This is a genomic window from Paraburkholderia rhynchosiae (assembly GCF_002879865.1).
Lineage (GTDB): Bacteria > Pseudomonadota > Gammaproteobacteria > Burkholderiales > Burkholderiaceae > Paraburkholderia > Paraburkholderia rhynchosiae.
Map to the genome: position 1 here is coordinate 218,636 of NZ_PNXY01000001.1, position 24,727 is coordinate 243,362.

Consider the following 24,727-nt stretch of genomic DNA (forward strand, 5'->3'; position numbering starts at 1 on the left):
GTGAATCAAAGGGTCGAACGACATGCTTGAAGTAGAAAACCTGAACCAGTACTACGGCGGCAGCCACATTCTTCGCGATGTGAAGCTCACCGTGCCCGACGGCAAGCTCACCGTGCTGCTCGGCCGCAACGGCGTGGGCAAGACAACGCTCTTGCGCTGCCTGATGGGCGTCGTGCAGACGAAGAGCGGGTCAATTGCATGGCGCGGCGCGGCGATTACGAAGCTGCCGACTTATTCGCGCGTCGAAAAAGGGCTCGCGTATGTGCCGCAGGGACGTGATATTTTTCCGCGGCTTACGGTCGAAGAAAATCTGCTGGTGGGCGCGGCTAGCAAGAAAGCGCCGAAGAAAATTCCCGATCGCATTTACGAACTGTTTCCGGTGCTTAAGGATATGCGTAGCCGTCGCGGCGGCGATCTGTCGGGCGGTCAGCAACAGCAGCTCGCGATTGGGCGCGCGCTGATGAGCGATCCGCAACTGCTGATTCTCGATGAGCCGACCGAAGGCATTCAGCCGTCGATCATTCAGGACATTGGGCGCACGCTGCGTCAACTCGTCGAGGAAATGGGAATGACCGTGTTGCTCGTCGAGCAGTATTACGACTTCGCGAAGGACATTGCCGACCGGTATTGGGTGATGAGCCGTGGTGAGATCGTCACGGGCGGTGAAGGTGTCAATATGGATACCGATGGCGTGCGTGCGCTGATCGCCGTGTGACTCGGGGGCGCTGATGGGCGTGCTATGCTCGGCGCGTTCTGTGGCGCGTCGTCTTGTGCCGCATGCTCTGTCCTAACACGTCGATCGCACGTTCATTCGCATGTCGCTTCACGAAAATCACGTCACGCTCGCTGCCATGCAACCCGAAGCGCAACCCCAGGCGCAGACCGGTGCGCATGCGCAATGGCGCGCGTGTCTCGAACTGGGGTTCGTCAGGCAGGGTGAGCGCACTGCCCTTCAGCATCGGCTGCATGATGGGCCGTTGCGTGTGCAGCGGCCGCTATATCCCGAAGGTCAGGCCATCTGTCACGCGGTGATCGTGCATCCGCCGGGCGGGATTGCGGGCGGCGATCAACTGGATATCGATGTGAATGTCGGCGCCGATGCGCATGCGGTAATCACGACGCCCGGCGCGACCAAGTGGTACAAATCCAATGGACGCGCCGCGCGGCAGAACATCGCCGTGCACGTCGGTCAGAATGCGAAGCTCGACTGGCTGCCGCAGAACAATATCGTTTTCGATCACGCCAATGCGATGCTCGATTTTTCGCTGACGCTCGATGAGGGCGCGACAGCGATGGGTTGGGATGCGACGCAGCTTGGGCGACAGGCGGCGGGCGAGCGGTGGTCCGACGCGAGCTTGCGCGCGGTGTCGCGGATCGTGCGTGCGAACGGCGAGCTCTTGTGGCTCGAACGTGCGAGTCTCGTCGCCGATGATCCGCTGCGCGATGCGGCGCAAGGGCTCGGCGGGTTTCCCGCCTATGGAACGCTTTGGGCCGTTGGCGCAGGTTGCGATGACGCGCTCGCTGAAGCGCTGAGCGCACAACTTCCATTCGATGACTCCGTGCGCGCGGCGGCTTCTTGCGTGACGAGTGGCGTGTTACTCGTGCGGGGTGTTTCGCGATCGATGGAGACGTTACAGCGCGCTTTGACGCAATGCTGGTTGCAGTTGCGGCCTGTTGTGCATGGGGTTGAAGCGGTGCCTTTGAGGATTTGGGCGACGTAGGTTTGTTGCTGGCCCGAAAACCACCAAACGTTCGTCTAACGCGGCATCAACGCGTGCTCTCCCACGAACATCCCATCCGCTTTCACCGCGTAAGACAAACCCGCACCAAGTCCGGGCAATCGCCAGCCCTCTTCTGGTGCGCAACGCCGCAAACCTCCCCGCCAGCCCCCGCCGCACCACGATGGCACATACCTTGCGTCGCTAGCGCCCGATGCTGCCGCGCCTTCGACGTCAGCCGCCTGCCCGCCACCACCACAGCTACTACAAATGAACCGACCAACGCTTCGTTCCGCACGCCGCACCTTGCTCGCCGCACTGCTGCTCTCCCCCATCCTCGCCCTTAACGCGCCGGTGGCGCACGCCGACACGCTCGACAACATCGCCAAGGCAGGCGTACTCAAAGTCGCCGTACCGGAAGACTATCCGCCGTTCGGCTCGGTCGGCGCCGACATGAAGCCGCAAGGCTATGACATCGACACCGCCGCGCTGCTGGCTAAGTCAATGAACGTGAAGCTGGAACTGGTGCCGGTCAACAGCGCGAACCGCATCCCCTATCTGCAAACGAACAAGGTCGACCTCGTGATCTCGTCGCTCGGCAAGACGCCGGATCGCGAGAAAGTGATCGACTTCTCGACACCCTACGCGCCCTACTACCAAGGCGTGTTCGGTCCCGCCGACATCAAGGTCGGTGGCCCCGCCGATCTGACCGGCAAGACGGTCGGCGCAACGCGCGGCGCGCTCGAGGAACTCGGTCTCACGCAAATGGCGCCGAACGCCACGATCAAACGCTTTGAGGACAACAACGCCACCATCGCCGCGTTCCTGTCGGGCCAGGTTCAATTGATCGCCGCGGGCAACATCGTCGCGGCCGCGATCCTCGCGAAGAATCCGCCGCGGCGTCCGGAGCCGAAGTTCGTCATCAAGAATTCGCCCTGTTTCGTCGGCATGAACAAGAACGAACCGCGCCTCCAGCAGAAGGTGAACGCCGCCATTGCCCAGGCAAAGCAGGACGGCACGCTCAACACGATGTCGAAGAAGTGGTTCGGCGCAGCGTTGCCCGCCGATCTGTAAGCGCGTCGTTAGCCGGACCTGATAGCGTCGTTGTCGCTGTCCCATCCGGCATCGCATGGCTCGCGTCCGCGAACCGCAACGCCTATCATTGTCGCAGCCTGATCCGCCCGGATCAGGTGCAACCCAACGCACTCATTCGATGAAGCTGACACCTCGCGAGAAGGACAAGCTGCTGATCTTCACCGCCGCGCTGCTCGCCGAACGGCGCCGCGCGCGCGGCCTCAAACTGAATTATCCGGAAGCGGTCGCCTTCATCACCGCCGCGCTGATGGAAGCGGCACGCGACGGCAAGACCGTCGCCGAGGTCATGCACTACGGCACGACGCTGCTCACTCGCGACGACGTGATGGAAGGCGTGCCCGAGATGATTCCCGACATCCAGGTCGAAGCCACCTTTCCCGACGGCACCAAGCTCGTCACCGTTCATCATCCGATCCCTTGATTCGCTGAACCTCGCTAAACCTATTAAGGCACGCCCATGATTCCCGGCGAACTCATCACCGACGACGGCGAACACGAACTCAACGCGGGCCGCGCCACCGTCACGGTGGTCGTGTCGAATACCGGCGACCGCCCGGTGCAGATCGGCTCGCATTACCACTTCTACGAAGTGAACGACGCGCTCGCCTTCGACCGCGGAGCCGCGCGCGGCTTCCGGCTGAACATCGCGGCGGGCACCGCCGTGCGTTTCGAGCCTGGCCAGGAGCGCACCGTCGAGCTTGTCGAACTGGCCGGCGACCGTATCGTCTACGGCTTCAACGGCAAGGTGATGGGCAAGCTGTGACGCGCCGCGCGCGCTCATCCGCTTGAACCGCCCTGCTCATTTCCGGACTCACATCATGACCTTACGCATTGGCCGCCGCGCATACGCGGAAATGTTCGGCCCCACCACCGGCGACCGCGTGCGGCTCGCCGACACCGAGTTGCTGATCGAAGTCGAACGCGACTTCACTACCTACGGCGAAGAAGTGAAATTCGGCGGCGGCAAAGTGATTCGCGACGGCATGGGCCAATCGCAGCGTGTGCACGCCGACGTCGTCGATACCGTTGTGACCAACGCGGTGATTCTGGATCACTGGGGCATCGTGAAGGCCGATATCGGCATCAAGAACGGCCGTATTGCTGCAATCGGTAAGGCAGGCAATCCCGACATTCAGCCGAACGTGACGATCGCAATCGGCGCATCCACGGAAGTCATTGCGGGCGAAGGGCTGATCGTCACGGCGGGCGGCATCGACACGCACATTCACTTCATCAGCCCGCAGCAGATCGAAGAGGCGCTCGCCAGCGGCGTGACGACGATGCTCGGCGGCGGTACGGGTCCGGCCACGGGCACGAACGCGACCACCTGCACGCCGGGTCCGTGGCATCTCGAACGCATGCTGCAAGCGGCCGATGGCTATCCGATGAATCTCGGCTTTCTCGGCAAAGGCAACGTGAGCCAGCCGCAGCCCGCGCTCGAGCAGATCGCCGCGGGTGCAATCGGTTTGAAGCTGCACGAGGACTGGGGCACGACGCCGGCCGCGATCGACAACTGCCTCTCCGTCGCCGACGATACCGACACGCAGGTCGCCATTCACACGGACACGCTGAACGAAGCCGGTTTTGTGGAAGCGACCGTAGCCGCGTTCAAGGGCCGCACGATCCACACGTATCACACGGAAGGCGCAGGCGGCGGCCACGCGCCGGACATCATCAAGGTGTGTGGCGAAGCGAACGTGCTGCCCTCGTCGACGAATCCCACGCGACCCTACACCGTCAACACGCTCGAAGAGCATCTCGACATGCTGATGGTGTGCCACCACCTGGACCCGTCGATTGCGGAAGACATTGCGTTCGCCGAATCGCGGATTCGCCGCGAGACCATCGCCGCCGAAGACATCCTGCACGATCTTGGCGCGCTCTCGATGTTGTCGTCGGATTCGCAGGCAATGGGGCGCGTGGGCGAAGTGATCATTCGCACGTGGCAGACCGCGCACAAGATGAAGGTGCAACGCGGCGCGCTGCCCGAGGACAGCGCACGGCACGACAACTTCCGCGCGAAACGCTATGTTGCCAAGTACACGATCAACCCGGCGATCACGCATGGCATTGCGCATGAAGTCGGTTCGATCGAGCCGGGCAAGTGGGCGGATCTCGTGTTCTGGGAGCCGGCGTTCTTCGGCATCAAACCGTCGTTGATCCTGAAGGGCGGGATGATCGCGATGGCGCAGATGGGCGACCCCAACGCGTCGATTCCGACGCCGCAGCCGGTGCATTATCGCGAGATGTTCGCCACACGCGGCGGTGCGCTCGGACGCACGTCGCTAACCTTCGTTTCGCAACTCGCCGCCGATGCAGGCGTCGCCGAGCGCTATGGCCTGAACAAGCGTATCGTGGCCGTGAAGAACTGCCGCAACATCACGAAGGCGGACATGATTCACAACGCGTGGCGCCCGTCCATCAGCGTCGATCCAGAAACCTATCAGGTGATTGCCGATGGTCAATTGCTGACCTGCGAACCGGCAACCGTGCTGCCGATGGCGCAACGCTACTTTCTGTTCTAACCATGCGTACTCTCGACAAACTGCTGGCGCCGCATCTGAAGCTCGCACCCGTACTCGTGAAGCGCGCGCCGACGCTGACCCTCGCTTTCGACGAGCGTCGCAAGAGCCGCCTTGCGGCCACGCTCGATAACGGCGAAGAAGTGGCCATGCTGCTGCCGCGCGGCACGGTGCTGCGCGACGGCGATGTTCTGGTCGCCGACGACGGCGGCCTCGTGCGCGTGATCGCCGCGCCGGAAATGGTGCTCGTGGTGCGCGCGAAAGATACGTTGACGCTGACGCGCGCGGCTTATCACCTGGGCAATCGCCATACGCCGGTGGAAGTCGGCGCCGATTATCTGAAACTCGAATACGATCCGGTGCTTGCCGATATGCTGAAGCGCATCGGCGCGACGGTCGATCAGGTTTCGATGCCGTTTCAGCCAGAGCCGGGCGCCTATGGCGGCGGTCATAAGCATGGGCACGACGAGACTTTCGCCGAAGACTATGCGCTGGCGCAGCAGGTGTTCGGCGAGCATCATGGGCATGGGCATTCGCACGATCATGAGCACGGGCATGGCCACGGCTCACAAGGTCACTCGCACGATCACGGCCACGAAAATGGCCACGATCACAACCACGACCACAGCGACCACGTCCACGACGAATCTTGCGGCCACGCGAATCTCCACCACCATGCGCATCGCTGAACTCACGGCGCTGCTGCACCTTGCGTCGCCGGCGCTGCCGATTGGCGCGTTCAGCTACTCACAGGGTCTTGAAGCGGCGATCGAAGCGCGGCTGATCACCGACGCCGATTCGGCGCGTGACTGGATCGCAAACGGTCTCACCGATGTGCTCGCGCATGGCGAACTGCCGTTCCTCGCGCATCAGATGGAGCGCTGGCGCACGCACGACGCCGCCTCTCTCGCCCAAGCCAACAGCGAATTCCTCGCGAGCCGCGAGTCGGCCGAATTGCGGCGCGAAACCGAACAGATGGGCTGGTCGCTGCGGCAATTGTGCGAGTCGCTCGAATGGGGCGACGCGGCGCGGCGCGCAACGCTTGCGTCGATGACGCCGCTCGCGCAACCCACGGCTTTCGCCTTTGCCGCTTATGCACACGACGCAGCTATCGACGCCGCTCTCGCCGCCTATGCATTCAGTTGGGTGGAGAACCAGGCCGCCGCCGCATTGAAAGCCGTTCCACTGGGGCAGGTTGCGGGGCAACGCATCATCGTCGCGTTACGCGAGCCGATCGATGCGGCAGTAACGCGCGCCTTGGCCACGTCGCCCGAAAACATCAACACCTTCGCGCCGCAACTCGGCATTCTGTCGGCGCGTCACGAGTCGCAGTATTCGCGGCTCTTTCGCTCATAACACGATCCATCATGAACGCACCTCATCACCCTGCTCACTCGTCCGTCCGCACGAAAAAACTGCCGCCACTGCGTGTGGGCGTCGGCGGCCCGGTTGGCTCGGGCAAGACCACGCTGCTCGAAATGCTCTGCAAGGCGATGCGCGAACAGTACGACCTCGTCGCCATCACCAACGACATCTACACGAAAGAAGACCAGCGTCTGCTGACGGTGGCGGGCGCATTGCCGGCCGAGCGGATCATGGGCGTCGAGACGGGTGGCTGTCCGCACACCGCGATTCGCGAGGACGCGTCGATCAACCTCGAAGCGGTCGACCGCATGCTCACGCGCTTTCCGGATGCGGACATCGTCTTTATCGAATCGGGCGGCGATAACCTGGCGGCGACCTTCAGTCCGGAACTATCGGACCTGACCATTTACGTAATCGACGTGGCCGGTGGCGAAAAGATTCCGCGCAAGGGCGGCCCGGGCATCACGAAGTCGGACCTGCTCGTGATCAACAAGACGGACCTCGCGCCGATGGTCGGCGCGAACCTCGACGTGATGGCGTCGGACGCGAAAAAGATGCGCGGCGAGCGGCCCTTTGTGATGTGCAATCTGAAGGCGCTCGACGGGTTGGATGAGGTGGTGCGGTTTATCGAGCGCAAGGGGTTGTTGAAGGTTTGAGGGCTGAGGCGCCCTTCGACAACTCACTCGCCCGGATGGCACTCCACGAGAAACGCCATCATGTCGGTGGCGTCGGGACCGACATCCGGTGTATAGCGCGTTTCTTCGCCTTCACCACGGAACATGCCCCACTCGAGCGCTTCATTGCGCGCCACGATGCGATGCAGAAGGATATACGATTTACTCGCGAAGAAGCGCGCACGCCGCAGTCCCTCACTCCGGCAATACCGCCATCAACACATCGACCGTGCGCGCGGTCGCGCCGCGATGGCGTGCGGCGAATGCCGACGCCGCGCCGCCCATTGCGAGCCGACGCGCCTTGTCGTTGAAGAGTTCGTGTAGCGCACGCGCCAGATCGGCCGGGTCCTGGACCTGCACGGCGGCACCCGCGGCAACCGCATCGGCCGTGGCCTGCGTGAAGTTGAACACGTGTGGCCCAATCAACACAGGGACGCCCACCGCACACGCTTCGATCAGATTCTGGCCACCGAGCGGCAACAGACTGCCGCCGATAAACGCCACGTCCGACGCGGCATAGTAAGCGCCCAGTTCGCCCATCGAATCGCCGAGCAGCACGTTCACGTCCGCGGGCAAAGCCGGCACGCCGCCGCTCGCGGCCGCCGACGCCACCTTTGCATCGGGCGCCCATGTAGAACGCCGCGCGAGCCGCAGCCCCGCTTTCTCCACGAGCGCCGCCACTTCGTTAAAACGTTGCGGATGACGCGGCACGAGGATCAGCAGCGCGCCCTCGATGCCGAGCGCAGCGAACGCTTGCAGCACAAGTTCCTCTTCGCCTTCGCGCGTGCTCGCCGCGACCCACACTGGCCGCGCGCCGATTGCCGCGCGCCACGCATGACCGCGTGCCGCCAGTTCGGGCGGCGTGCTCATATCGAACTTCAGGTTGCCGAGCACCGCGACATTGCGCGCGCCAAGCGCGGTCAGTCGTTCTGCGTCAGATGGACTCTGCGCCAGCACGCGCGCGAAGCCGCCGAACACGTCTTTGGTCGCGCCGCCGAATTTCGCCGCGCGCTTATACGAGCGCGCCGACATCCGCGCATTGGTCAGCACCAGTTGAACATCCGCACGACGGCATTCGTCGATCAACGTCGGCCACACTTCGGTTTCCATCACCAGACCCAGCGACGGCCGCCACGCGCGCAGAAAACGCCGCACCGCGTGAGGCATGTCGTACGGCAGATAACTGCGCAAGACACGGTCGCCGAAAATCTCCTCGCCGGTTGCGCGGCCGCTCGGCGTCATGTGAGTCAGCAGAATGCGCGCGTCGGGACGCGCCTTGATCAGCGCGTCGATCAGCGGTTGCGCGGCGCGCGTCTCGCCAACCGACACCGCATGCACCCAGATCAACGGCGCATTGTCTTCCGGCAGACGTCCGCGCGAATAACCGAAACGCTCGCCGATATATTGACGATAGCCGCGCTCCTTGCGAGAACGGATCAAAAGACGCAGAACGGCGAGTGGCGCGACGATCCACCAGAGCGCGTTGTAGATTGCCCTCAGCATCGGCGCTCCGCATTGTCAAGCGCGCGACGAGAGAACCAGCCTCGCGAATCCAAACAAGCCGCGGCGCTCAAACCAGCGCCCTGCCCTTCAGGCGTTCAAGTATGCCGAGCGGCGCACACTCGGGCTGCACCATCGCCTTGACCGGCAGAAAGAAAGTCTGTTCGAGCATAAACTGGCCGGACATCACCGCGTGCGAGGTCTGATCGGAGAAACACACCCACACGCTGCCCGGCGGAAACGGCACGGTCTCCTGCGGGCTCGTCTTCTGATACTCGAGGTCGGCCTTCATGCCGTCGTGCAGATTCAGCATCAGATGGTCGTACTCGCTGCGCAGCGATTTCGTCACGTGCAGCAGATTCAGCAGCCACGCGGCGCCCGGCATTTGCGGCTTGATGCGCGGCAGGAAGCGTTTGGCCATGTCCTCGAACGGTTCGCCGACACGCCATACGCGCGGCACGCCATTCGGATTGACGTTGGTGAAGACACGCAGAATGCGCTCGCCGTAATTCGGCCGCGACGGAAAGGCGTCGATGTGCAAGCGGCTATCGTCTTTGCGCCACGATGTTTGACGCGTTTCCACCTGATGCAGCCGCAGACTCGTGGGCGCGACGCGCAGCTTGCCGTTGTATTCGGGGAAGAGTTCATCGACCAGCGTGCGCGCATTGATCTGATAACGCGCGATCAACGCGCGCACCGCGGACTGCGTGACGGCGTCGCCAACCACGCCATGCAATGCGCCGCCATTGGGCTCCAGGCTGATGTTCTTGCGGTTCGGATCGGCCAGCGCGGGGTCGAGCAGCGCCTGCTCGCCGCCTTCGATAGCGAAGCGCAGGTTCGGGAAATACAGCACTTTGCCGCGTTCGACGCCGGCGAGCAGCGTCTCGCGCGGCACGGACAGATTGCGCCCGTGCCAGTCGGCGTTCGCTACTTCGATGATCTGGGTTTCGTTCATGATCGCCCTTGAAAACGGATGAAGCGTAAGGCGAAGCGCGCCGGACGAATTACAGCAGGCCGAAGCCGGCAAGCGCGGACTTCACCTGTTGCAGCGTGGGCGGTTGCCCGGCCGTGCCGAGATTGACGACGTTCGGCGACCAGTAGCCGCCGGTGCGCCATGCTGTGGCGAAATTGTACAACTCGACCGTCGGCCGCTTCAGCGCCGCCGCGATGTGAACTAGACCTGTGTCAACGCCGACCGTCGCGGCTGCGCCTTCGATCAGACCGACCACCGCGGGCAAGGACAGCTTGGGCGGCACGATGGCGGCCGCGCCGAATTCCTTCGCAAGACGCTCGCTCGTCGCGCGCTCGGCCTCGCTGCCCCAAGGCAATACGATCGATGCGCCGCGCCGTACGAGCGACTGCCCGAGCTCGATCCACGCGGTGTCGGGCCATTGCTTGTCGGCGCGCGAGGTCGCGTGCACGAACACGACGTAAGGCACCGGAAGATTCAGATTGGCCGCCGACAACGCCAACGCCGCGCGCCCGGTATCGATGCCGAAGTCGATTTCGTCGGTGGCTTGCGGCTGCGGGTCGTTCAGCGCAGCGGCCACCAGTTGCCGCGTGCGTTCGACCACATGCGTGCGCGGCTCGATCGGCACGCGCTTGTCGTAGAAGAAACGCACGGGCCATTCGAAGCCGGCGCCATCGGTACGATTCGCGAGGCCGACAAGCGGCCCGCGCGCCATGCTCGCGACCCATGCGGTCTTGATCAGCCCCTGGCAGTCGATCACCAGATCGTAGTTCCCGGCGGCGAGCGCACGGCGGAACGCGCCGATCTCGCGCCAGTTGTCGGCCGACAGAATGCGCTTGCGCCAGCGCCGCAGCGACACGGGAATCGCGCGCCGCACGCCGCCGACCAGTTCGACGAGCCCCACGAAGCTTTCCTCGACGAGCCAGTCGATCTGAGCCTCGGGATGGCGGCGCCGGATGTCGGCGATCACCGGCATGTTGTGAACGACGTCGCCCAGTGACGACACCCTCACGATCAATATCTTTTGCACGCTCAAGAGTGGGAAAACCGGTTATCCGGCCCGAAGATGCGTTGGAAGAGCCCCCACCTGCCGCTTCGCGCCAGCCCCCCGAGGGGGTGAGAAAACTTGGGACGGCCCGGCGTTTTAATAACAGCGCCCCCACCTGTCGCTTCGCGCCAGCCCCCCGAGGGGGTGAGAAAACTTGGGACGGCCCGGCGTTTTCTCATGAGGACGGCAATTCTAGCGCGACACAGCCAATTGGCATGAAAAAACGCGGCGCGGTAAGTGAAACCCGCGCCGCGTTCGGAACGATGGCCGCCGTTCGAGCGTCTAGAACGGCAGTTTCGCGTCGGCCTTCTCCGCGAGAATCACACGGCGGAAGTCTTCCTGGATGCGCTTGAGCGCCGCGTCGTTATCGGCTTCGAAACGCATCACCACGACCGGCGTTGTATTCGACGAACGCGCAAGGCCGAAGCCGTCCGGATATTCGACACGCAGGCCGTCGATCTTCACGACATCGTCCGCGCCGGTGAACTTCGCGTTCTGCTGCAAGCGCGCGATCAGTTCGAAGTTCTCGCCTTCTTCAAGCTTCAGTTGCAGCTCGGGCGTGGAGTGGGAGTTCGGCAGCGAGTTCAGCAGCTTGCTCGGGTCTTCCACACGCGTGAGGATTTCGAGCAGGCGCGCTCCCGTATAGAGGCCGTCGTCGAAACCGTACCAGCGATCCTTGAAGAACACGTGGCCGCTCATTTCGCCCGCGAGCGGCGCACCGGTTTCGCGCAGCTTCGCCTTCACGAGCGAGTGACCGGTCTTCCACATGAGCGGCTCGCCGCCCTTGTCCTTCACCCACTTCGCGAGGTTGCGCGTGCACTTCACGTCATAAATGATCTGCGCGCCCTTGTTGCGCGAGAGCACTTCTTCGGCGAACAGCATCAGTTGGCGGTCCGGATAAATAATCTGTCCGTCTTTAGTGACTACACCGAGACGGTCGCCGTCGCCGTCAAATGCGAAGCCGATTTCCGCGTCCGTTTCCTTCAGCGCGCGAATCACGTCCTGAAGATTTTCCGGGTGAGCCGGGTCCGGGTGATGATTCGGGAAATTGCCGTCGATCTCCGTGAACAGTTCGACCAGTTCGCAACCGAGCTTCTTGAAGAGCTTCGGCGCGAGCCCGCCGGCGACGCCGTTGCCGGTATCCACCACGATCTTGATCGGGCGCGTGAGCTTGACGTCGCTCGCAATGCGTTCGAGATACGCATCAGCAATATCGTACTCAGCGTAGGTGCCGCTGCCTTCGGAGAAGTTTTCGTCGACGATGCGCTGATGCAGCGCGAGAATCTGCTCGCCATAAATAGCCGCGCCACGCAGCACCATCTTGAAGCCGTTGTAATCCGGCGGATTATGACTACCCGTCACGACGATGCACGAATCGACGCGACGTTCGCCGCCGTCGAGCTTCAACGGCACGCTCGCCGCGAAGTAACCGACCGGCGTGGGCACCATGCCGACATTGACCACGTCGACACCGGCCGCACGCAGGCCATCCGACAAGGCCTGGACCAGCTCGGGACCCGACAGGCGGCCGTCACGCGCGACCACCACGGCGTCGCCACCTTGTGCACGCACTTCGCTGCCGAACGCACGGCCAATCGAACGCGCTGCATCAGCATCGAGCGTCTTGCCGATCACACCGCGAATGTCATATGCCTTGAAAATAGATTTGGAGATCATGTTGGCTCACTTGCGTGCAATAGAAAATTTTGACCGGCACAGTCATGCGGAATCGGTAAATCATAGCGATCCGACATGATGCTGCGCCCTTGCCGGAAGCGATCCGGTTCCAACTTATAATTGCGCTTTTCGGACCAGCCTGGTAACGCCATTCTAATGCTTAGACGCCCTCCATTTGTAAAGTTGCCGCCGCGACGGCCGGCCGGGTGGGCAGACTCGCGTCAACGGAATTGGCGAGCGCTCACCGGATGCTGACGCTCAAACGCTTCGCCAATCCGGACGTCACACGCGCCTTCACGAATATTGTCTGGCTCGGCCTCGAACGGCTCACCCAAATCGGCGTGGCCATCGTGATCAGCGGCATACTCGCGCGTTATTTCGGGCCCGACACGTTCGGTAAATGGCAATACGCCAATACGCTGCTGCTCGTGCTCTCGCCCATCACCTGGGTATGCGGCGCGGAAATCCTGGTGCCCACCATCGTCGAGCGATCGCCCGCGCAACTCGGCACCGTGCTCGGCAGCGCCTTCACGCTGCGCTTTTCGGTGTCGGTGGCGGCGTTGCTGCTCACGTGGCTCGGCATTGCGCTCAATTTCTTCGATCCACTGGTCGGCGCGATGCTCGCGGGTCTCGCCGTCACGATGCTGTTTCGCGAACCGTTCGTCGGCGTGATCAACGCGTGGCTGCAAAGCATGACGTACAGCAAGCCGCAATTGCTGACGAGCATGAGCACGGCGGTGCTCAAAGCGGGCCTCGTCTATCTGCTCGTGCGCGCGGCCGCTGAACCCTCGCGCTTCGGCTGGCTGTGGGCGGTGGAGTCGGCGGCTATCGGCAGTGTACTGATCGTCTATTACATTCGTCGGCATGGCGGCAAGCTGGGCTGGCATCTCGACCGCTCGCTCTTCAAACACTTTGCGAGCGCGGGTACGGTGTTCTGGCTCGGCCTGATCTGTATGTACCTGTTCCTGAAACTGGATCGGCTCATGTTGGAGCGGGCTATTTCCTTTGCCGATCTCGGACGCTATTCCGCCGCGCAACAGTTGAACGAAAACTGGATCACGCTCGCGCTGATGTTGGCGCAGACCATCGCGCCCGCGTTTGTCTACCGTGTGCAGCAGGCCACGCACTTGCGCCGGAACATATGGCGCCTCACCGCGATGACCGCTGCATTGATGATCGCCGGCGCGATCGTGCTCGATGTGCTCGCGGGCTTTATCATCCGCAGCGTGTTCGGGCCGGGGTTCGAAGGCGCTATCGAAATTTTCCGGTGGGCCGTGTGGCTCTCCGTGCCTGCGGGCATCGAGGCTATCGGCAATCTCGTCGTGCTGAAATACCAGGCGAAGTTCGTGTTGCTATTCAAATGGCTGCTCGCGCTCGCGGTTGCATTCGTCGTCAATCTGCTGGCGATTCCGCGGCTCGGCGCTTATGGTGCGCTCGTTGGCCTTGCATGCGGTTATCTCGCGGCGGCGTCAGTTAATCTTTATTACATTCGTTTCAAATTGCGCCCATGACGCTTCCTGTCGTCGACACGCCGCCGCACTGCCTCGAGGACGTTGCAGTCCTGATGCCCGCCTACAACGGCCAGGCCGACGTCGATCTGACGCTGGCGTCGTTCAACGAGAGTGCGCTGGTGCATGTGCTGATCGTCGATGACGGCAGCACGCCGCCTATCGTCGCGCCAACGCTCGCCAACATGCGGATCGAAGTGTTGCGCATGCCGAAGAACGGCGGCATCGAGCGCGCATTGCAAACCGGTATCGAAGCGCTCGCGCAGCGCGGCTTTCGCTATGCGGCGCGTATCGACGCGGGCGATCGCAGCGTGCCGCAACGGCTTGCGAAGCAGCGCGCGTTCATGGAAGCGCACCCGCAAGTGGCCGCGCTCGGCATGTGGACACAGGTGATCACGCGCGCCGGCGCGCCGCTTTTCATGCTGACGCCGCCCGCCGAACCTGCGGCGATCCGTCGACTGCGCTTCTTCCGCTCATGCCTCGCGCATCCCTCGATGATGCTGCGTATCGACGCGGTACGCGCCGTCGGCAACTACCGCGCGAGGTATCCCTCCGCTGAAGACCTCGACCTGTTCGTACGCCTGATGGAGCGCTACGACTGCGCGAATCTGCCGGAACTGGGCCTCTATTACGAGCTGAACGAAGGCGGCATCAGCGCGACGAAGCGGCGCCGCCAGGTGCTGTCTACGCTGCGGCTGCAACTGCGCTACTTCAACGTCGCCAATCCCTACGACTGGTTCGGCCTCGCCAAGAACCTGCTGCATCTGATCACGCCTTACCGCGCGTTGCAGCGGGTCAAACGCAGCCTGCTCGCGCCGCGCGCGAGTCATTGATGCGTCAGTGTCAGCGCCCATCGCTATCGTCCGTTCGCCCTTTCATTCACCGCCGAGTTCGTTCCCGCATGAAGCCAGCTTTGAAGTCGACGCCCGCGTTGCGCATTACACTCGTGTGTAATACCGCCTGGGCAATCTATACGTACCGGCAAGGGCTGATTCGCATGCTGGTGGGACGCGGCGTCGACGTGACAGTGCTCGCGCCGCGCGACCGCACTTTCAGTCTGCTCGCGGCAATGGGCTGCCGCTGCATCGAATTACCGGTGGCCTCCAAAGGCACCAATCCGCGCGACGACCTGCGCACGCTGGTTTCGCTGTACCGGCAATACCGCACGATCCGCCCGCACGTGGTGTTTCATTACACGATCAAGCCGAATATCTACGGCTCGATTGCGGCGAAGTTGGCGGGCGTGCAGTCGGTCGCCGTGACAACGGGCCTCGGCTATGTGTTCATCCAGCAGAGCCGCGCCGCGCAGGTGGCGAAAAAGCTGTATCGTTTTGCGTTCCGTTTCCCGCGCGAAATCTGGTTTTTGAATCGCGACGACCAGAGAGCGTTTGTCGAACAGAATTTGTTAGTGCATCCTGAACGCGCCCGGCTGTTGCACGGCGAAGGGGTCGATCTCGATCAATTCGGCTTTACGCCCCTGCCCGAGCGCGCGGAATTCAAGTTCGTGCTGATCGGCCGTTTGCTGTGGGACAAGGGCGTCGGCGAATACGTGGAAGCCGCGCGACGTCTGCGCGAACGTTATCCGCAGGCGCGTTTCCAGTTGCTCGGTCCGGTCGGCGTCGACAATCCGAGCGCGATCACGCGCGACGAAGTGGCGGCATGGGAACGGGAAGGCATCATCGAATATGCCGGCGAGGCGCATGACGTGCGGCCTTTTATCGCCGATGCGGATTGCGTTGTCTTGCCGTCGTATCGCGAAGGCGTGCCGCGCACGCTGATGGAAGCGTCGGCGATGGGCCGGCCGATTGTCGCGACCGACGTGCCCGGCTGCCGCGAAGTGGTGGCGCATGGCGTCAATGGATTGCTTTGCGAAGCGCGCAGTGCGGAAAGCCTCGCGGCCGCGCTCGCGCACATGCTCGACATGAGCGGCGCCGAGCGCCGCGCCATGGCTGAACGCGGCCGGCAGAAAGTCGCGCAGGAGTTCGACGAACGCGTCGTCGTCGAAACGTATAAGGACCTGGTGCAAAAAATGACGGGCGTATTACTTTAACGGAGCAACAGCATGACCACGAAGGGCACGATTCTGGTAACGGGCGGCGCGGGCTTCATCGGCTCGCACACCTGCGTCGAACTGCTGAACGGTGGCTACGACGTCGTGGTAATCGACAATCTCGTGAACAGCAACCGCGAGTCGCTGCGGCGCGTGGAGCAGATCACCAGCCGCGCCGTGACCTTTTACGAAGCCGACGCGCGCGACACAGCGGCGCTCAACCGTATTTTCGACGCGCACCCGATTACCGGCGCGATCCACTTTGCGGCGCTGAAGGCGGTGGGCGAATCGGTCGCGAAGCCTATCGAGTACTACAGCAACAACGTAGGCAGCCTGCTCGCGCTGCTCGGCGTGATGCGAGATCGCAACGTCAAGCAGTTCGTGTTCAGCTCGTCGGCCACCGTGTACGGTGTGCCGAAAAGCTCGCCGATCGACGAATCGTTTCCGTTGTCGGCCACCAATCCGTATGGCCAGTCGAAGCTGATCGCGGAACAGGTGCTGCGCGATCTCGAAGTGGCCGATCCCTCGTGGCGCATTGCCACGCTGCGTTATTTCAATCCGGTCGGTGCGCATGAGAGCGGCCTGATCGGCGAAGATCCGGCGGGTATTCCGAACAACCTGATGCCGTATGTCGCGCAAGTCGCGGTCGGCAAGCTCGAAAAGCTGCGCGTGTTCGGCGGCGATTATGAAACACCGGATGGCACCGGCGTACGCGATTACATCCACGTGGTCGATCTGGCGCGCGGGCATCTTGCCGCGCTCGATGCGCTCGTCAAGCGCGATGCGAGCTTCGTCGTGAATCTGGGAACCGGCCAGGGCTATAGCGTGATCGACGTCGTGAAGGCGTTCGAGAAGGCGTCAGGGCGCCCTGTGCCTTATGAGATCGTGGCGCGCCGTCCGGGTGACGTGGCGTCGTGCTTTGCCGCTCCGGCGGCAGCGCTGGAACTGCTCGGCTGGCGCGCGGAGTTCGGCATCGAAAGAATGTGTGCGGATCATTGGCGGTGGCAGTCCGCGAATCCGAACGGCTTTAACTGATTCATCTATCACAGTTATTTCGCACGCATGCCGTGAAGTGCGGCGTGTGTGCGTGTCTGCAGTCCGGCTCCCGTCTTCCTTGCTTCCATCCGGTTTCTTTCTTTAAGCCCTCTTCCGACAGATCCGGTAACCGGATGTCTGACAGTGACCTCTACTTTCGAACGGCGCGCGTGCGACGGCATGCTCGATTACGTCGTTCATGTTCTCCGCGTCGACATCCGACATCACCCTGAGATTCGGCGGCGCACGAGGCGCACTGCCGAAGTCTGGATCAGATGATTCAAGTCCGCGGCGAGACGGTAATCGGTGCCGATAGTGTCAGGTATTTGTTAGGTAATGCACTGAACAAAGAAAGAATGAAACGCCATAGAGGTTCTTCAACCGCGCGCAAGACGGGCGAGAAAATTGTCATGTCGCTGGCACGTGTTGTAGCGCACAGATGGCAGACCAACTCTCAAGTTAACGTGTAAGGCCGACGGCTGGGGCCCGATCCGCTTTGTGCATGCACATGTAACGAGAGAAGGTGGTGCTGAAATGGCTGAGATAAGCGTTCCCCTTTGCGTCGATCTTGACGGCACTCTGACATCGACGGACTTGCTCGTTGAATCCTTCCTCGTGCTCGTCAAAAGGAATCCGGTCTATTTGCTTGTTTGCATCGTTTGGCTGCTCCGGGGAAAGGCTTGCCTGAAAGCTCAGATCGCCAAGCGCGTTTCCATCGACGTCTCAGTGCTGCCTTATAACATCGGTTTCGTCGATTTCCTGCGCGAACAACGAAAGAATGGCCGGGACCTCTATCTTTGTACAGCCTCGAATCAACAGTTCGCTGATCAGATCGCGAGTCATTTTGGCTTCTTCAAGGGCGTACTCGCCAGTGACGAAGCGCGCAATTTCAAGGGAAGCCATAAGGCCTGCGCGCTGATAGAACAATTTGGCGTTCACGGATTCGACTATTGCGGCAATGCGCTAGCTGATGTGCCCGTGTGGGAGCAGGCGCGCCAGGCGATTGTCGTAGGGAATCGGCACATTGCAGCGGCGGCGGGGAAGGTCAACGAGACTACTGTCTTTTTCGAACAGAAGCGTTCGTTTTTACGTCTGACGATCACGGAGATGCGCGTCTATCAGTGGGTCAAGAACTTGCTGATTTTCGTGCCGCTCCTCGCGTCGCATCGTTTTACCGATCCGCCGACGCTACTGGCAGAAGTGATTGCATTCTTTTCGTTTAGCTGCTGCGCCTCGGCCGTTTATCTGCTGAACGATATGCTCGACCTGGATGCGGACCGCCGTCATGCCAAGAAACGCAACAGGCCGCTCGCGTCGGGACAATTACCGCTGACGTATGGAATGATGCTTACGGTGACGCTGATCGTCGCGGCGGCTGTCCTGGCATCCCAGTTAGAACAACGATTCCAGGTTGTACTGGGTACTTATTTCGTCGCTACGCTTGCCTACTCGTTCAAACTGAAACGCATTATGCTCGTCGATGTGTTTACTCTTGCCGCGCTGTATACGGCCCGTATCATCGCGGGCGGTGCAGCCGGCGATATCCTTTTGTCAGACTGGCTAATCATGTTTTCAGTGACGATCTTCCTCAGTCTCGCAATGGTCAAGCGTTATACCGAACTCGATGGACTATTCCGTAATGGCAGGGCTTCTGCCTTGGGACGCGGTTACGTCACGCACGACCTGGGCATCCTGCGTTCGTTCGGAACAGCGTCGGGGTATGTAGCCGTTCTGGTGCTTGCACTTTATTTGAACTCATCGGATGTTCGAGTGCTCTATCGCCATCCCCATGCTTTGTGGGTGCTTTTCGGCCTGCTGTGGTATTGGGTAAGCCGAGTGTGGATGCTCGCGTTTCGCGGCGAGATGCACGATGATCCTATCGTCTACGCAGTCAAGGATCGCACCAGCCTACTCGTCATTCTGCTCTGTGTCGCCACGGTCATTGTTGCAGTCTGACTTACCGATTCTTTTGTCATGCCATACATCACACTTCTGCTAAGTGGCTCCTGTAGCGCGCTCGCAAGTATTCTTCTTCGCCTTGCCGGAAGGTTGCCGCCAGATAGCGGCGCGCTTCTTTTTGGCTTGGCCGCGCGTCCTCTGTTTTACCGATGCGGCGCGTTGGGTGCCTATGGCGCGGGCTTCGTGCTCTACGCGATCGCGTTGAAGCGCGTCGAGCTGAGCGTCGCGTATCCGATGATGGTTGCGGTGACAATTCTTGAAATACTGCTGTTCGGCATTGCTTCGGGGGACGGCGCCTCTTTGCGCACCGTTGCCGGGGCAGCGCTACTCATTGCGAGCGTGCTGTTACTTTACGCACCTAGTCCCGCGCACGCTTGAGAAGCGGTTGGCGAGCGCGACCGTCATGGCGTTTAACGGCCTTCGCTTTTTCATTTCGTCGATTGACGCGGTAGGCTCCTTTAAGCCAAGCGGTGTCTTCGCCGCGAGCAGTCCATACGCTTGTGATAAGGCGGTCGAGATAGTCCCACAAACAACAAGCGAGCGGTTCCAGGCCGTGCTCGGCGCGCGAATACGGGGGCGCAGAGTAGCGTTGGAACGCGGATGGCCTACAGAGATCAGGTGCTGTGCGATAGCGATGATGCACGGCTGCGGCTGCCGGAATCCGATGACGCCCGGTCACGAGTGGCCACGACTGACGCGTTGCGGTCAAGCCGGAACACCGCAACCGCGTCGCGCAATACAGCCGCCTGTTCTTCCAGCGATTTCGCTGCCGCAGCCGCTTCTTCCACCAGCGCCGCGTTGTGCTGCGTCACTTCGTCGATCTGCGAGACGGCCTTGTTAACCTGCTCGATGCCGTCGCTCTGCTCCAGCGCCGCGGCCTCGATTTCTCCCATGATGCCGGTCACGCGTTCCACAGCCTGCATCGCCTCGTTCATGGTGCGGCTTGCCTCGGCCACAAGCGACGCGCCCTGATCCACCTGAGCCGCCGAATCACCGATCAGCTCCTTGATCTCCTTCGCCGCCGCGCCCGAGCGCTGCGCGAGGCTGCGCACTTCCGATGCCACCACCGCGAAGCCGCGCCCCTGCTCGCCCGCGCGCGCCGCTTCGACGGCCGCGTTCAACGCGAGAATGTTGGTCTGAAACGCAATGCCCTCGATCATGCCGATGATTTCCGACACCTTGCGCGACGACTCGCTGATGCCGTCCATCGTTTCGGTGACGCGCGACACGACTTTGCCGCCGCGTGTGACGGTATCGAGCGCGCCATGCGCAAGCCGGTTCGCCTGCTTTGCGTTGTCTGCGTTCTGCTTCACGGTCGCCGACAACTGCTCCATGCTTGCCGCTGTCTGCTGAAGCGCCGCGGCCTGCTGCTCGGTGCGCGCGGACAGATCCGTGTTGCCCGACGCAATTTCGTTCGCGCCCTGCGTGATGGCCGTCGTGCTGCCGCGCACCTGCGACACGGTTTCGACAAGACCGTCACGCATCTTCGTCAACGCGCTCAGCAACTGGCCCATTTCATTGCGCGACTGGCTCTTGATCGCCACCGTCAGATCGCCTGCGGCCATGCGCTCGAAATGTTCGACGGTCGCGTTGACCGGCTTGATCAGCGCCGCCGACAACGCCAGACGCGCCGCCACGCCAATCGCGATTGCCAGCGCGCCGATCGCGGCGAACAACAGCGTGGCCATCTGGAAGCGCTGCGCGCCGGTCTCGGCCTGTCGGTGCTGATTCTCCCTCTGCGCGTGTTCGAGTGCGTCAATGGACTTCGAATATGTGGCGTAAAACGCGTTCGCCGTCTCGCCCTGAATGTTGCGGAACGTATTGAAGTCGAAGTCGGTCAGCGCCTTGAATTCCGGCTCGATCGCCTTGTCGACGAGCGCGCTGCGTGCCTGCTCCACGCTCTGCGCGAGCTTCTGCTCCGCGTCGCTCGAAAACGGGCCGGCCATGTAATTGCGGAAGTCCTTGTTCGATTCCATCAGCACCTTGTGTGCGGCCGGCAGCAGATCGTCGGTCTGCTTGCCGATGCTGAAGAGCGTTTGATAGGAGCCCAGCGCGAGTTGCACTTGCAGGAGCTTCTCGGAACTGGCCTTCAGATGCGACAACGCGGCCGCACTGCGCTGCGTGTCGTCGAGGCTGCTGTTGGCGAGCTTGAGCGCGCCATAGCCGACGCCGATCACGGTCAGCAGGAAGGCAACGAACACGCTGATCACCAGCGTCAGGCCGCCACGAATTGTGATGTTGTTTAGCATTGGGTCTCCGGAACGGTCTTGTCGATCCGCGGCGAGTGCGTCTATCCACCCGCGCTATCTACACTTCGCCGCATCCAGGTTAACGACGCGTCGCGGTCCTCGCTGAATAGGTGGAATCCATGACTGGCATGGGTTTGCGGGCGATTTTCGCCTCACTATCTGGGATATTTCGCGGCTTGCTCGAGCCCGGCGTTTTTCGGGGCGTCACGCGTTTCGTTTGTATAATTCGGCGTCTTCGCTCAGGCCCACTTTCATGCTTAGTTTTGCGCTCGGCTTTCTCGTTTCACTGCTGATCACGCTGTTGATCGTGCGCTATGCGCATCTGCATGAAAAATTTTCGACCGACACCGATCTGGCCGGCGTGCAGAAATTCCATGTGCATCCGGTGCCGCGCATCGGCGGAACGGGGATTCTGCTCGGGCTGATCGTCTCGGCCGTGCAACTGCGCTATGCATATCCCGCTGTGTCGGGCGGCATTCTCGGGCTGATTGCGTGCGGCATGCCGGCCTTCGGCTCGGGCCTCGTCGAAGATCTCACCAAGCGGGTGTCGCCGCTCGCCCGCCTCGTCTGCACGATGGCCGCCGCCGCGCTCGCGTATTTCCTGCTGGATATCGCGGTCACACGCATCAGTGTGCCGCCGCTCGACTTCCTGCTCTCATATGCGGTGATCTCCTGCGCGGTGACGGTGCTGGCGGTTGCGGCGCTTGCGAACGCGATCAATATCATCGACGGCTTCAACGGGCTCGCGTCGATGGTCGCGTTCATGATGTTCGCGTCGCTCGCTTACGTAGCCTTCCAGGTGCACGATCCCATTGTGCTGTCAGCGTCGTTCATGATGATGGGCGCGGTGCTCGGCTTCTTCATCTGGAACTTCCCGGCAGGGCTGATTTTTCTCGGCGACGGCGGCGCATATTTCATCGGCTTCATGCTCGCCGAACTATCGATCATGCTGGTGATGCGCAATCGCGATGTATCCGCGTGGTATCCGGTGCTGCTTTTCATGTACCCGATCTTCGAGACGTGCTTCTCGATCTACCGGAAGAAATTCATTCGCGGGATGTCGCCGGGCATTCCCGATGGCGTGCATCTGCACATGCTGGTTTATAAGCGGCTGATGCGCTGGGCGGTCGGCGCGCGCACCGCACGCGAACTGACGCGGCGCAATTCGCTGACGTCGCCATACTTGTGGTTGTTATGCCTGATCGCGGTCGTGCCGGCCACGTTGTTCTGGCGGCATACGCTGCATCTTTTCTGCTTTGTGGTGGTGTTCGCGGCGACGTATGTGTGGCTCTATGTGAGCATCGTGCGCTTTAAATCGCCGCGGTGGATGGTGGTCAGGAAAACGAAACGGTAAGAAGAAAAGGCGCCGGAGGCGCCTTTTTTCATGCGGTGCGTTGCCTTCTCTGAAGGAAGCGCAACCGCAACTTCGACCGCAAACAACCACGGTATCGCCCTTCGCAAAGAGCTTCACGAAGCCCGCGTCATCTGCGCCGGCACGCTGCGCAACGCGGTCGGCGTCGCTGGCTGATATTCCGACACCCAACGGCGCAAGTCGCGGCGAACTTCATCGTCGGTGGGAACGCGGTGCTGCATCAGCCACGGAAGCAGGTTGTCGATCAGGCTATCCGGCACTTCACGCGCCCGCGCGATGCGCAGTTTCGGATGCGGCGTGCGCGTCGTGGTTTCGTCGTCCGCGAGCAGTTCTTCATAGAGCTTTTCGCCCGGACGCAGGCCCGTGAACACCACGCGAATCTGCTCTTCGGTAAAACCGTACAGGCGGATCAAATCATGCGCAAGATCGGCGATGCGCACCGGCTTGCCCATGTCGAGAATGAAAATCTCGCCGCCATGCCCCATGCTCGACGCCTGCAGTACGAGTTGCGACGCTTCGGGAATCGTCATGAAAAAGCGCGTGATTTCCGGATGCGTAACCGTGACGGGACCGCCGCGCGCGATCTGCTCCTGGAACTTCGGAATCACGCTGCCCGCGCTGCCGAGCACATTGCCGAAGCGCACGGTTTCGAACTGCGTGCGCCGCGTGCCCTGCTGTTGCAGCGACGAACACACCATTTCCGCGAGGCGCTTGCTTGCGCCCATCACGTTGGTCGGATTGACGGCTTTGTCGGTGGAAATCAGTACGAAGCGGGCGACGTCGTGACGGATTGCCGCGCGTGCCACGCGATAGGTGCCGAGCACGTTATTTCGCACCGCCTGCCACGCGTTCACTTCTTCCATCAGCGGCACATGCTTGTAGGCCGCCGCGTGGAAGACGATATGCGGGCTGTAGCGCGCCATGACCTGGTCGAGCAGCAGTGAATCTTTCGCGTCGCCGATGATCGGCACCACCGACACTTCCGGATACCTGTCGGTCAGCTCTTCGTTGAGCCGGTAGATGGAGAACTCGGAGACGTCGAACGCAACCAGTTGGACCGGGCCGAAGCGCAAAATCTGCCGGCACAGTTCCGAGCCGATCGAGCCGCCTGCGCCGGTCACCATCACAACGCGGTTCTTCAGCAGCGCTTCGACGTGATCGGTGTCGATCATGACCGGATCGCGACCCAGCAGGTCTTCCAGGTCAATGTGGCGCACGCGGGAGAGGAACGCCTGACCTTGCGTGAGCGGCGTCAGCGCCGGCAGCGTCATCGCGCGAACGCCAGCGCGCACGCACAGCGTTGCAATGCGCCGGTGCGCTTCTACCGAAGCCGACGGCACGGCAATGATCACGTGCTCGACTTTCAGATCGGCGGTGATCTTCTGCAGATCGCTGATCGCGCCGAGCACGCGGTAGCCGTATATTTCGCGGCCCTGCTTGACGGCATCGTCGTCGAGCAGACCCGCAAGACGCCATTCGCCGGAGCGCTTCAACTCACGCACAAGGTTCGCGCCCGCGTTGCCCGCGCCCAGCACGAGCACCGGCTTGCCCTGGCCGACGAGGCCGCCGTAGCGATAGAACTCCTTGGCCGCGCGATAAAGCGCGCGTGAGCCGCCCATCGCGAGGAACAGCAGCATGGGCGAGACGATCAACACCGAGCGCGGCACCACAGGTGCCGGCTGCAACAGCGCCGATCCGATCATGACGACGAGCGCGCCGACGCCGATCGCTTTGGCGATCCGCACGAGGTCGGGCAAGCTCGCAAAGACCCACATGCCCCGATACAGGCCGTAGCTGCGGAACATCACGGCGTAGATCAGCAGCACCCAGATTAGTGCATGCAAGCCGCTCGACCAGAAGGGCCCCGGCACCGGGCCGTTGAAGCGGATCACATAGGCCAGCAGCCAGGCGAGAGCCACCGCGCATAGGTCGAACGCAAACGCACTGAACGAAAGCCATCGGGCTTTGAATCTTTTCATTGCGTA

At 62.0% G+C, this 24,727-nt stretch carries 23 protein-coding genes; 16 read left to right on the forward strand and 7 right to left on the reverse strand.

The genetic code is table 11. The annotated features are described in order from the left end of the window. Positions 1-22 precede the first annotated feature (22 nt). The 9 genes from urtE (at position 23) to ureG (ending at position 7,356) form a co-directional block, all read left to right on the forward strand. On the forward strand, positions 23-715 hold the full coding sequence (gene urtE / locus C0Z16_RS00995) for an urea ABC transporter ATP-binding subunit UrtE (RefSeq protein WP_102630373.1): 693 nt from the start codon (positions 23-25) through the stop codon (positions 713-715). A gap of 100 nt (positions 716-815) precedes the next feature. After that, positions 816-1,721 (forward strand): urease accessory protein UreD, encoded by a 906-nt coding sequence (locus tag C0Z16_RS01000; protein ID WP_102630374.1) that lies wholly within the window; start codon positions 816-818, stop codon positions 1,719-1,721. 267 nt (positions 1,722-1,988) lie between these two features. Further along, the gene (locus tag C0Z16_RS01005) at positions 1,989-2,792 is read left to right on the forward strand and encodes a transporter substrate-binding domain-containing protein (RefSeq protein WP_102630375.1); all 804 of its coding nucleotides are present in this window, start codon (positions 1,989-1,991) and stop codon (positions 2,790-2,792) included. A gap of 139 nt (positions 2,793-2,931) precedes the next feature. Beyond that, complete coding sequence (gene ureA / locus C0Z16_RS01010; RefSeq protein ID WP_006048588.1) at positions 2,932-3,234, forward strand: urease subunit gamma; 303 nt, start codon at positions 2,932-2,934, stop codon at positions 3,232-3,234. Between the two features lie 36 nt (positions 3,235-3,270). Beyond that, positions 3,271-3,576 (forward strand): urease subunit beta, encoded by a 306-nt coding sequence (locus C0Z16_RS01015; RefSeq protein WP_102630376.1) that lies wholly within the window; start codon positions 3,271-3,273, stop codon positions 3,574-3,576. A 55-nt stretch (positions 3,577-3,631) separates the two neighbouring features. After that, positions 3,632-5,338: an urease subunit alpha gene (gene ureC / locus C0Z16_RS01020; RefSeq protein ID WP_102630377.1), complete on the forward strand. Its 1,707-nt coding sequence runs from the start codon at positions 3,632-3,634 to the stop codon at positions 5,336-5,338. Between the two features lie 2 nt (positions 5,339-5,340). Further along, positions 5,341-6,024 (forward strand): urease accessory protein UreE, encoded by a 684-nt coding sequence (gene ureE / locus C0Z16_RS01025; protein WP_102630378.1) that lies wholly within the window; start codon positions 5,341-5,343, stop codon positions 6,022-6,024. Further along, positions 6,011-6,691 (forward strand): urease accessory protein UreF, encoded by a 681-nt coding sequence (locus C0Z16_RS01030; protein ID WP_102630379.1) that lies wholly within the window; start codon positions 6,011-6,013, stop codon positions 6,689-6,691. The genes ureE and C0Z16_RS01030 overlap by 14 nt, the downstream gene beginning before the upstream one ends. A gap of 11 nt (positions 6,692-6,702) precedes the next feature. Further along, the gene (gene ureG / locus C0Z16_RS01035; RefSeq protein WP_102630380.1) at positions 6,703-7,356 is read left to right on the forward strand and encodes an urease accessory protein UreG; all 654 of its coding nucleotides are present in this window, start codon (positions 6,703-6,705) and stop codon (positions 7,354-7,356) included. Positions 7,357-7,379: 23 nt separating this feature from the next. On the opposite strand, the gene C0Z16_RS39290 is transcribed toward ureG, so the two are convergent. From C0Z16_RS39290 to C0Z16_RS01060, 5 genes are all read right to left on the reverse strand, one after another. Further along, positions 7,380-7,511: a hypothetical protein gene (locus tag C0Z16_RS39290; RefSeq protein WP_279635043.1), complete on the reverse strand. Its 132-nt coding sequence runs from the start codon at positions 7,509-7,511 to the stop codon at positions 7,380-7,382. Between the two features lie 58 nt (positions 7,512-7,569). Next, positions 7,570-8,877 (reverse strand): lipid IV(A) 3-deoxy-D-manno-octulosonic acid transferase, encoded by a 1,308-nt coding sequence (gene waaA / locus C0Z16_RS01045; protein ID WP_102630381.1) that lies wholly within the window; start codon positions 8,875-8,877, stop codon positions 7,570-7,572. Between the two features lie 67 nt (positions 8,878-8,944). Then, the gene (locus tag C0Z16_RS01050) at positions 8,945-9,829 is read right to left on the reverse strand and encodes a Kdo hydroxylase family protein (RefSeq protein WP_102630382.1); all 885 of its coding nucleotides are present in this window, start codon (positions 9,827-9,829) and stop codon (positions 8,945-8,947) included. A gap of 49 nt (positions 9,830-9,878) precedes the next feature. After that, a complete protein-coding gene (waaC, locus tag C0Z16_RS01055; RefSeq protein WP_102630383.1) occupies positions 9,879-10,880 on the reverse strand; it encodes a lipopolysaccharide heptosyltransferase I in 1,002 nt (333 codons plus the stop codon). Positions 10,881-11,174: 294 nt separating this feature from the next. After that, positions 11,175-12,569: a phosphomannomutase/phosphoglucomutase gene (locus tag C0Z16_RS01060; RefSeq protein ID WP_102630384.1), complete on the reverse strand. Its 1,395-nt coding sequence runs from the start codon at positions 12,567-12,569 to the stop codon at positions 11,175-11,177. 248 nt (positions 12,570-12,817) lie between these two features. Here C0Z16_RS01060 and C0Z16_RS01065 point away from each other — a divergent pair, with 248 nt between their 5' ends. The 6 genes from C0Z16_RS01065 to C0Z16_RS01090 all read left to right on the forward strand — a co-directional run bounded on the left by C0Z16_RS01065 (position 12,818) and on the right by C0Z16_RS01090 (position 19,499). Beyond that, positions 12,818-14,080, forward strand: coding sequence for an oligosaccharide flippase family protein (locus tag C0Z16_RS01065; RefSeq protein ID WP_102630385.1), 1,263 nt, complete (start codon positions 12,818-12,820; stop codon positions 14,078-14,080). Next, on the forward strand, positions 14,077-14,910 hold the full coding sequence (locus tag C0Z16_RS01070) for a glycosyltransferase (protein WP_102630386.1): 834 nt from the start codon (positions 14,077-14,079) through the stop codon (positions 14,908-14,910). The genes C0Z16_RS01065 and C0Z16_RS01070 overlap by 4 nt, the downstream gene beginning before the upstream one ends. Positions 14,911-14,978: 68 nt before the next feature. Next, positions 14,979-16,127 carry a glycosyltransferase family 4 protein gene (locus C0Z16_RS01075; protein ID WP_102630387.1) on the forward strand — a complete coding sequence of 383 codons (1,149 nt, stop codon included), beginning with the start codon at positions 14,979-14,981 and terminating at the stop codon, positions 16,125-16,127. A gap of 12 nt (positions 16,128-16,139) precedes the next feature. Then, positions 16,140-17,162: a UDP-glucose 4-epimerase GalE gene (galE, locus tag C0Z16_RS01080; protein ID WP_102630388.1), complete on the forward strand. Its 1,023-nt coding sequence runs from the start codon at positions 16,140-16,142 to the stop codon at positions 17,160-17,162. A 534-nt stretch (positions 17,163-17,696) separates the two neighbouring features. Further along, entirely contained in the window at positions 17,697-19,118 is a 1,422-nt protein-coding gene (locus tag C0Z16_RS01085) for a UbiA family prenyltransferase (RefSeq protein WP_102630389.1), read from the forward strand. Between the two features lie 126 nt (positions 19,119-19,244). Next, positions 19,245-19,499 carry a DMT family transporter gene (locus tag C0Z16_RS01090; RefSeq protein ID WP_244201122.1) on the forward strand — a complete coding sequence of 85 codons (255 nt, stop codon included), beginning with the start codon at positions 19,245-19,247 and terminating at the stop codon, positions 19,497-19,499. A gap of 236 nt (positions 19,500-19,735) precedes the next feature. Here C0Z16_RS01090 and C0Z16_RS01095 read toward each other — a convergent pair whose 3' ends face one another. After that, a complete protein-coding gene (locus tag C0Z16_RS01095; RefSeq protein ID WP_102630391.1) occupies positions 19,736-21,370 on the reverse strand; it encodes a methyl-accepting chemotaxis protein in 1,635 nt (544 codons plus the stop codon). 253 nt (positions 21,371-21,623) lie between these two features. Here C0Z16_RS01095 and C0Z16_RS01100 point away from each other — a divergent pair, with 253 nt between their 5' ends. Continuing rightward, positions 21,624-22,724, forward strand: coding sequence for an MraY family glycosyltransferase (locus C0Z16_RS01100; RefSeq protein ID WP_102630392.1), 1,101 nt, complete (start codon positions 21,624-21,626; stop codon positions 22,722-22,724). A gap of 113 nt (positions 22,725-22,837) precedes the next feature. Here C0Z16_RS01100 and C0Z16_RS01105 read toward each other — a convergent pair whose 3' ends face one another. After that, a complete protein-coding gene (locus C0Z16_RS01105) occupies positions 22,838-24,721 on the reverse strand; it encodes a polysaccharide biosynthesis protein (protein ID WP_102630393.1) in 1,884 nt (627 codons plus the stop codon). Between the last annotated feature and the right edge of the window lie 6 nt (positions 24,722-24,727).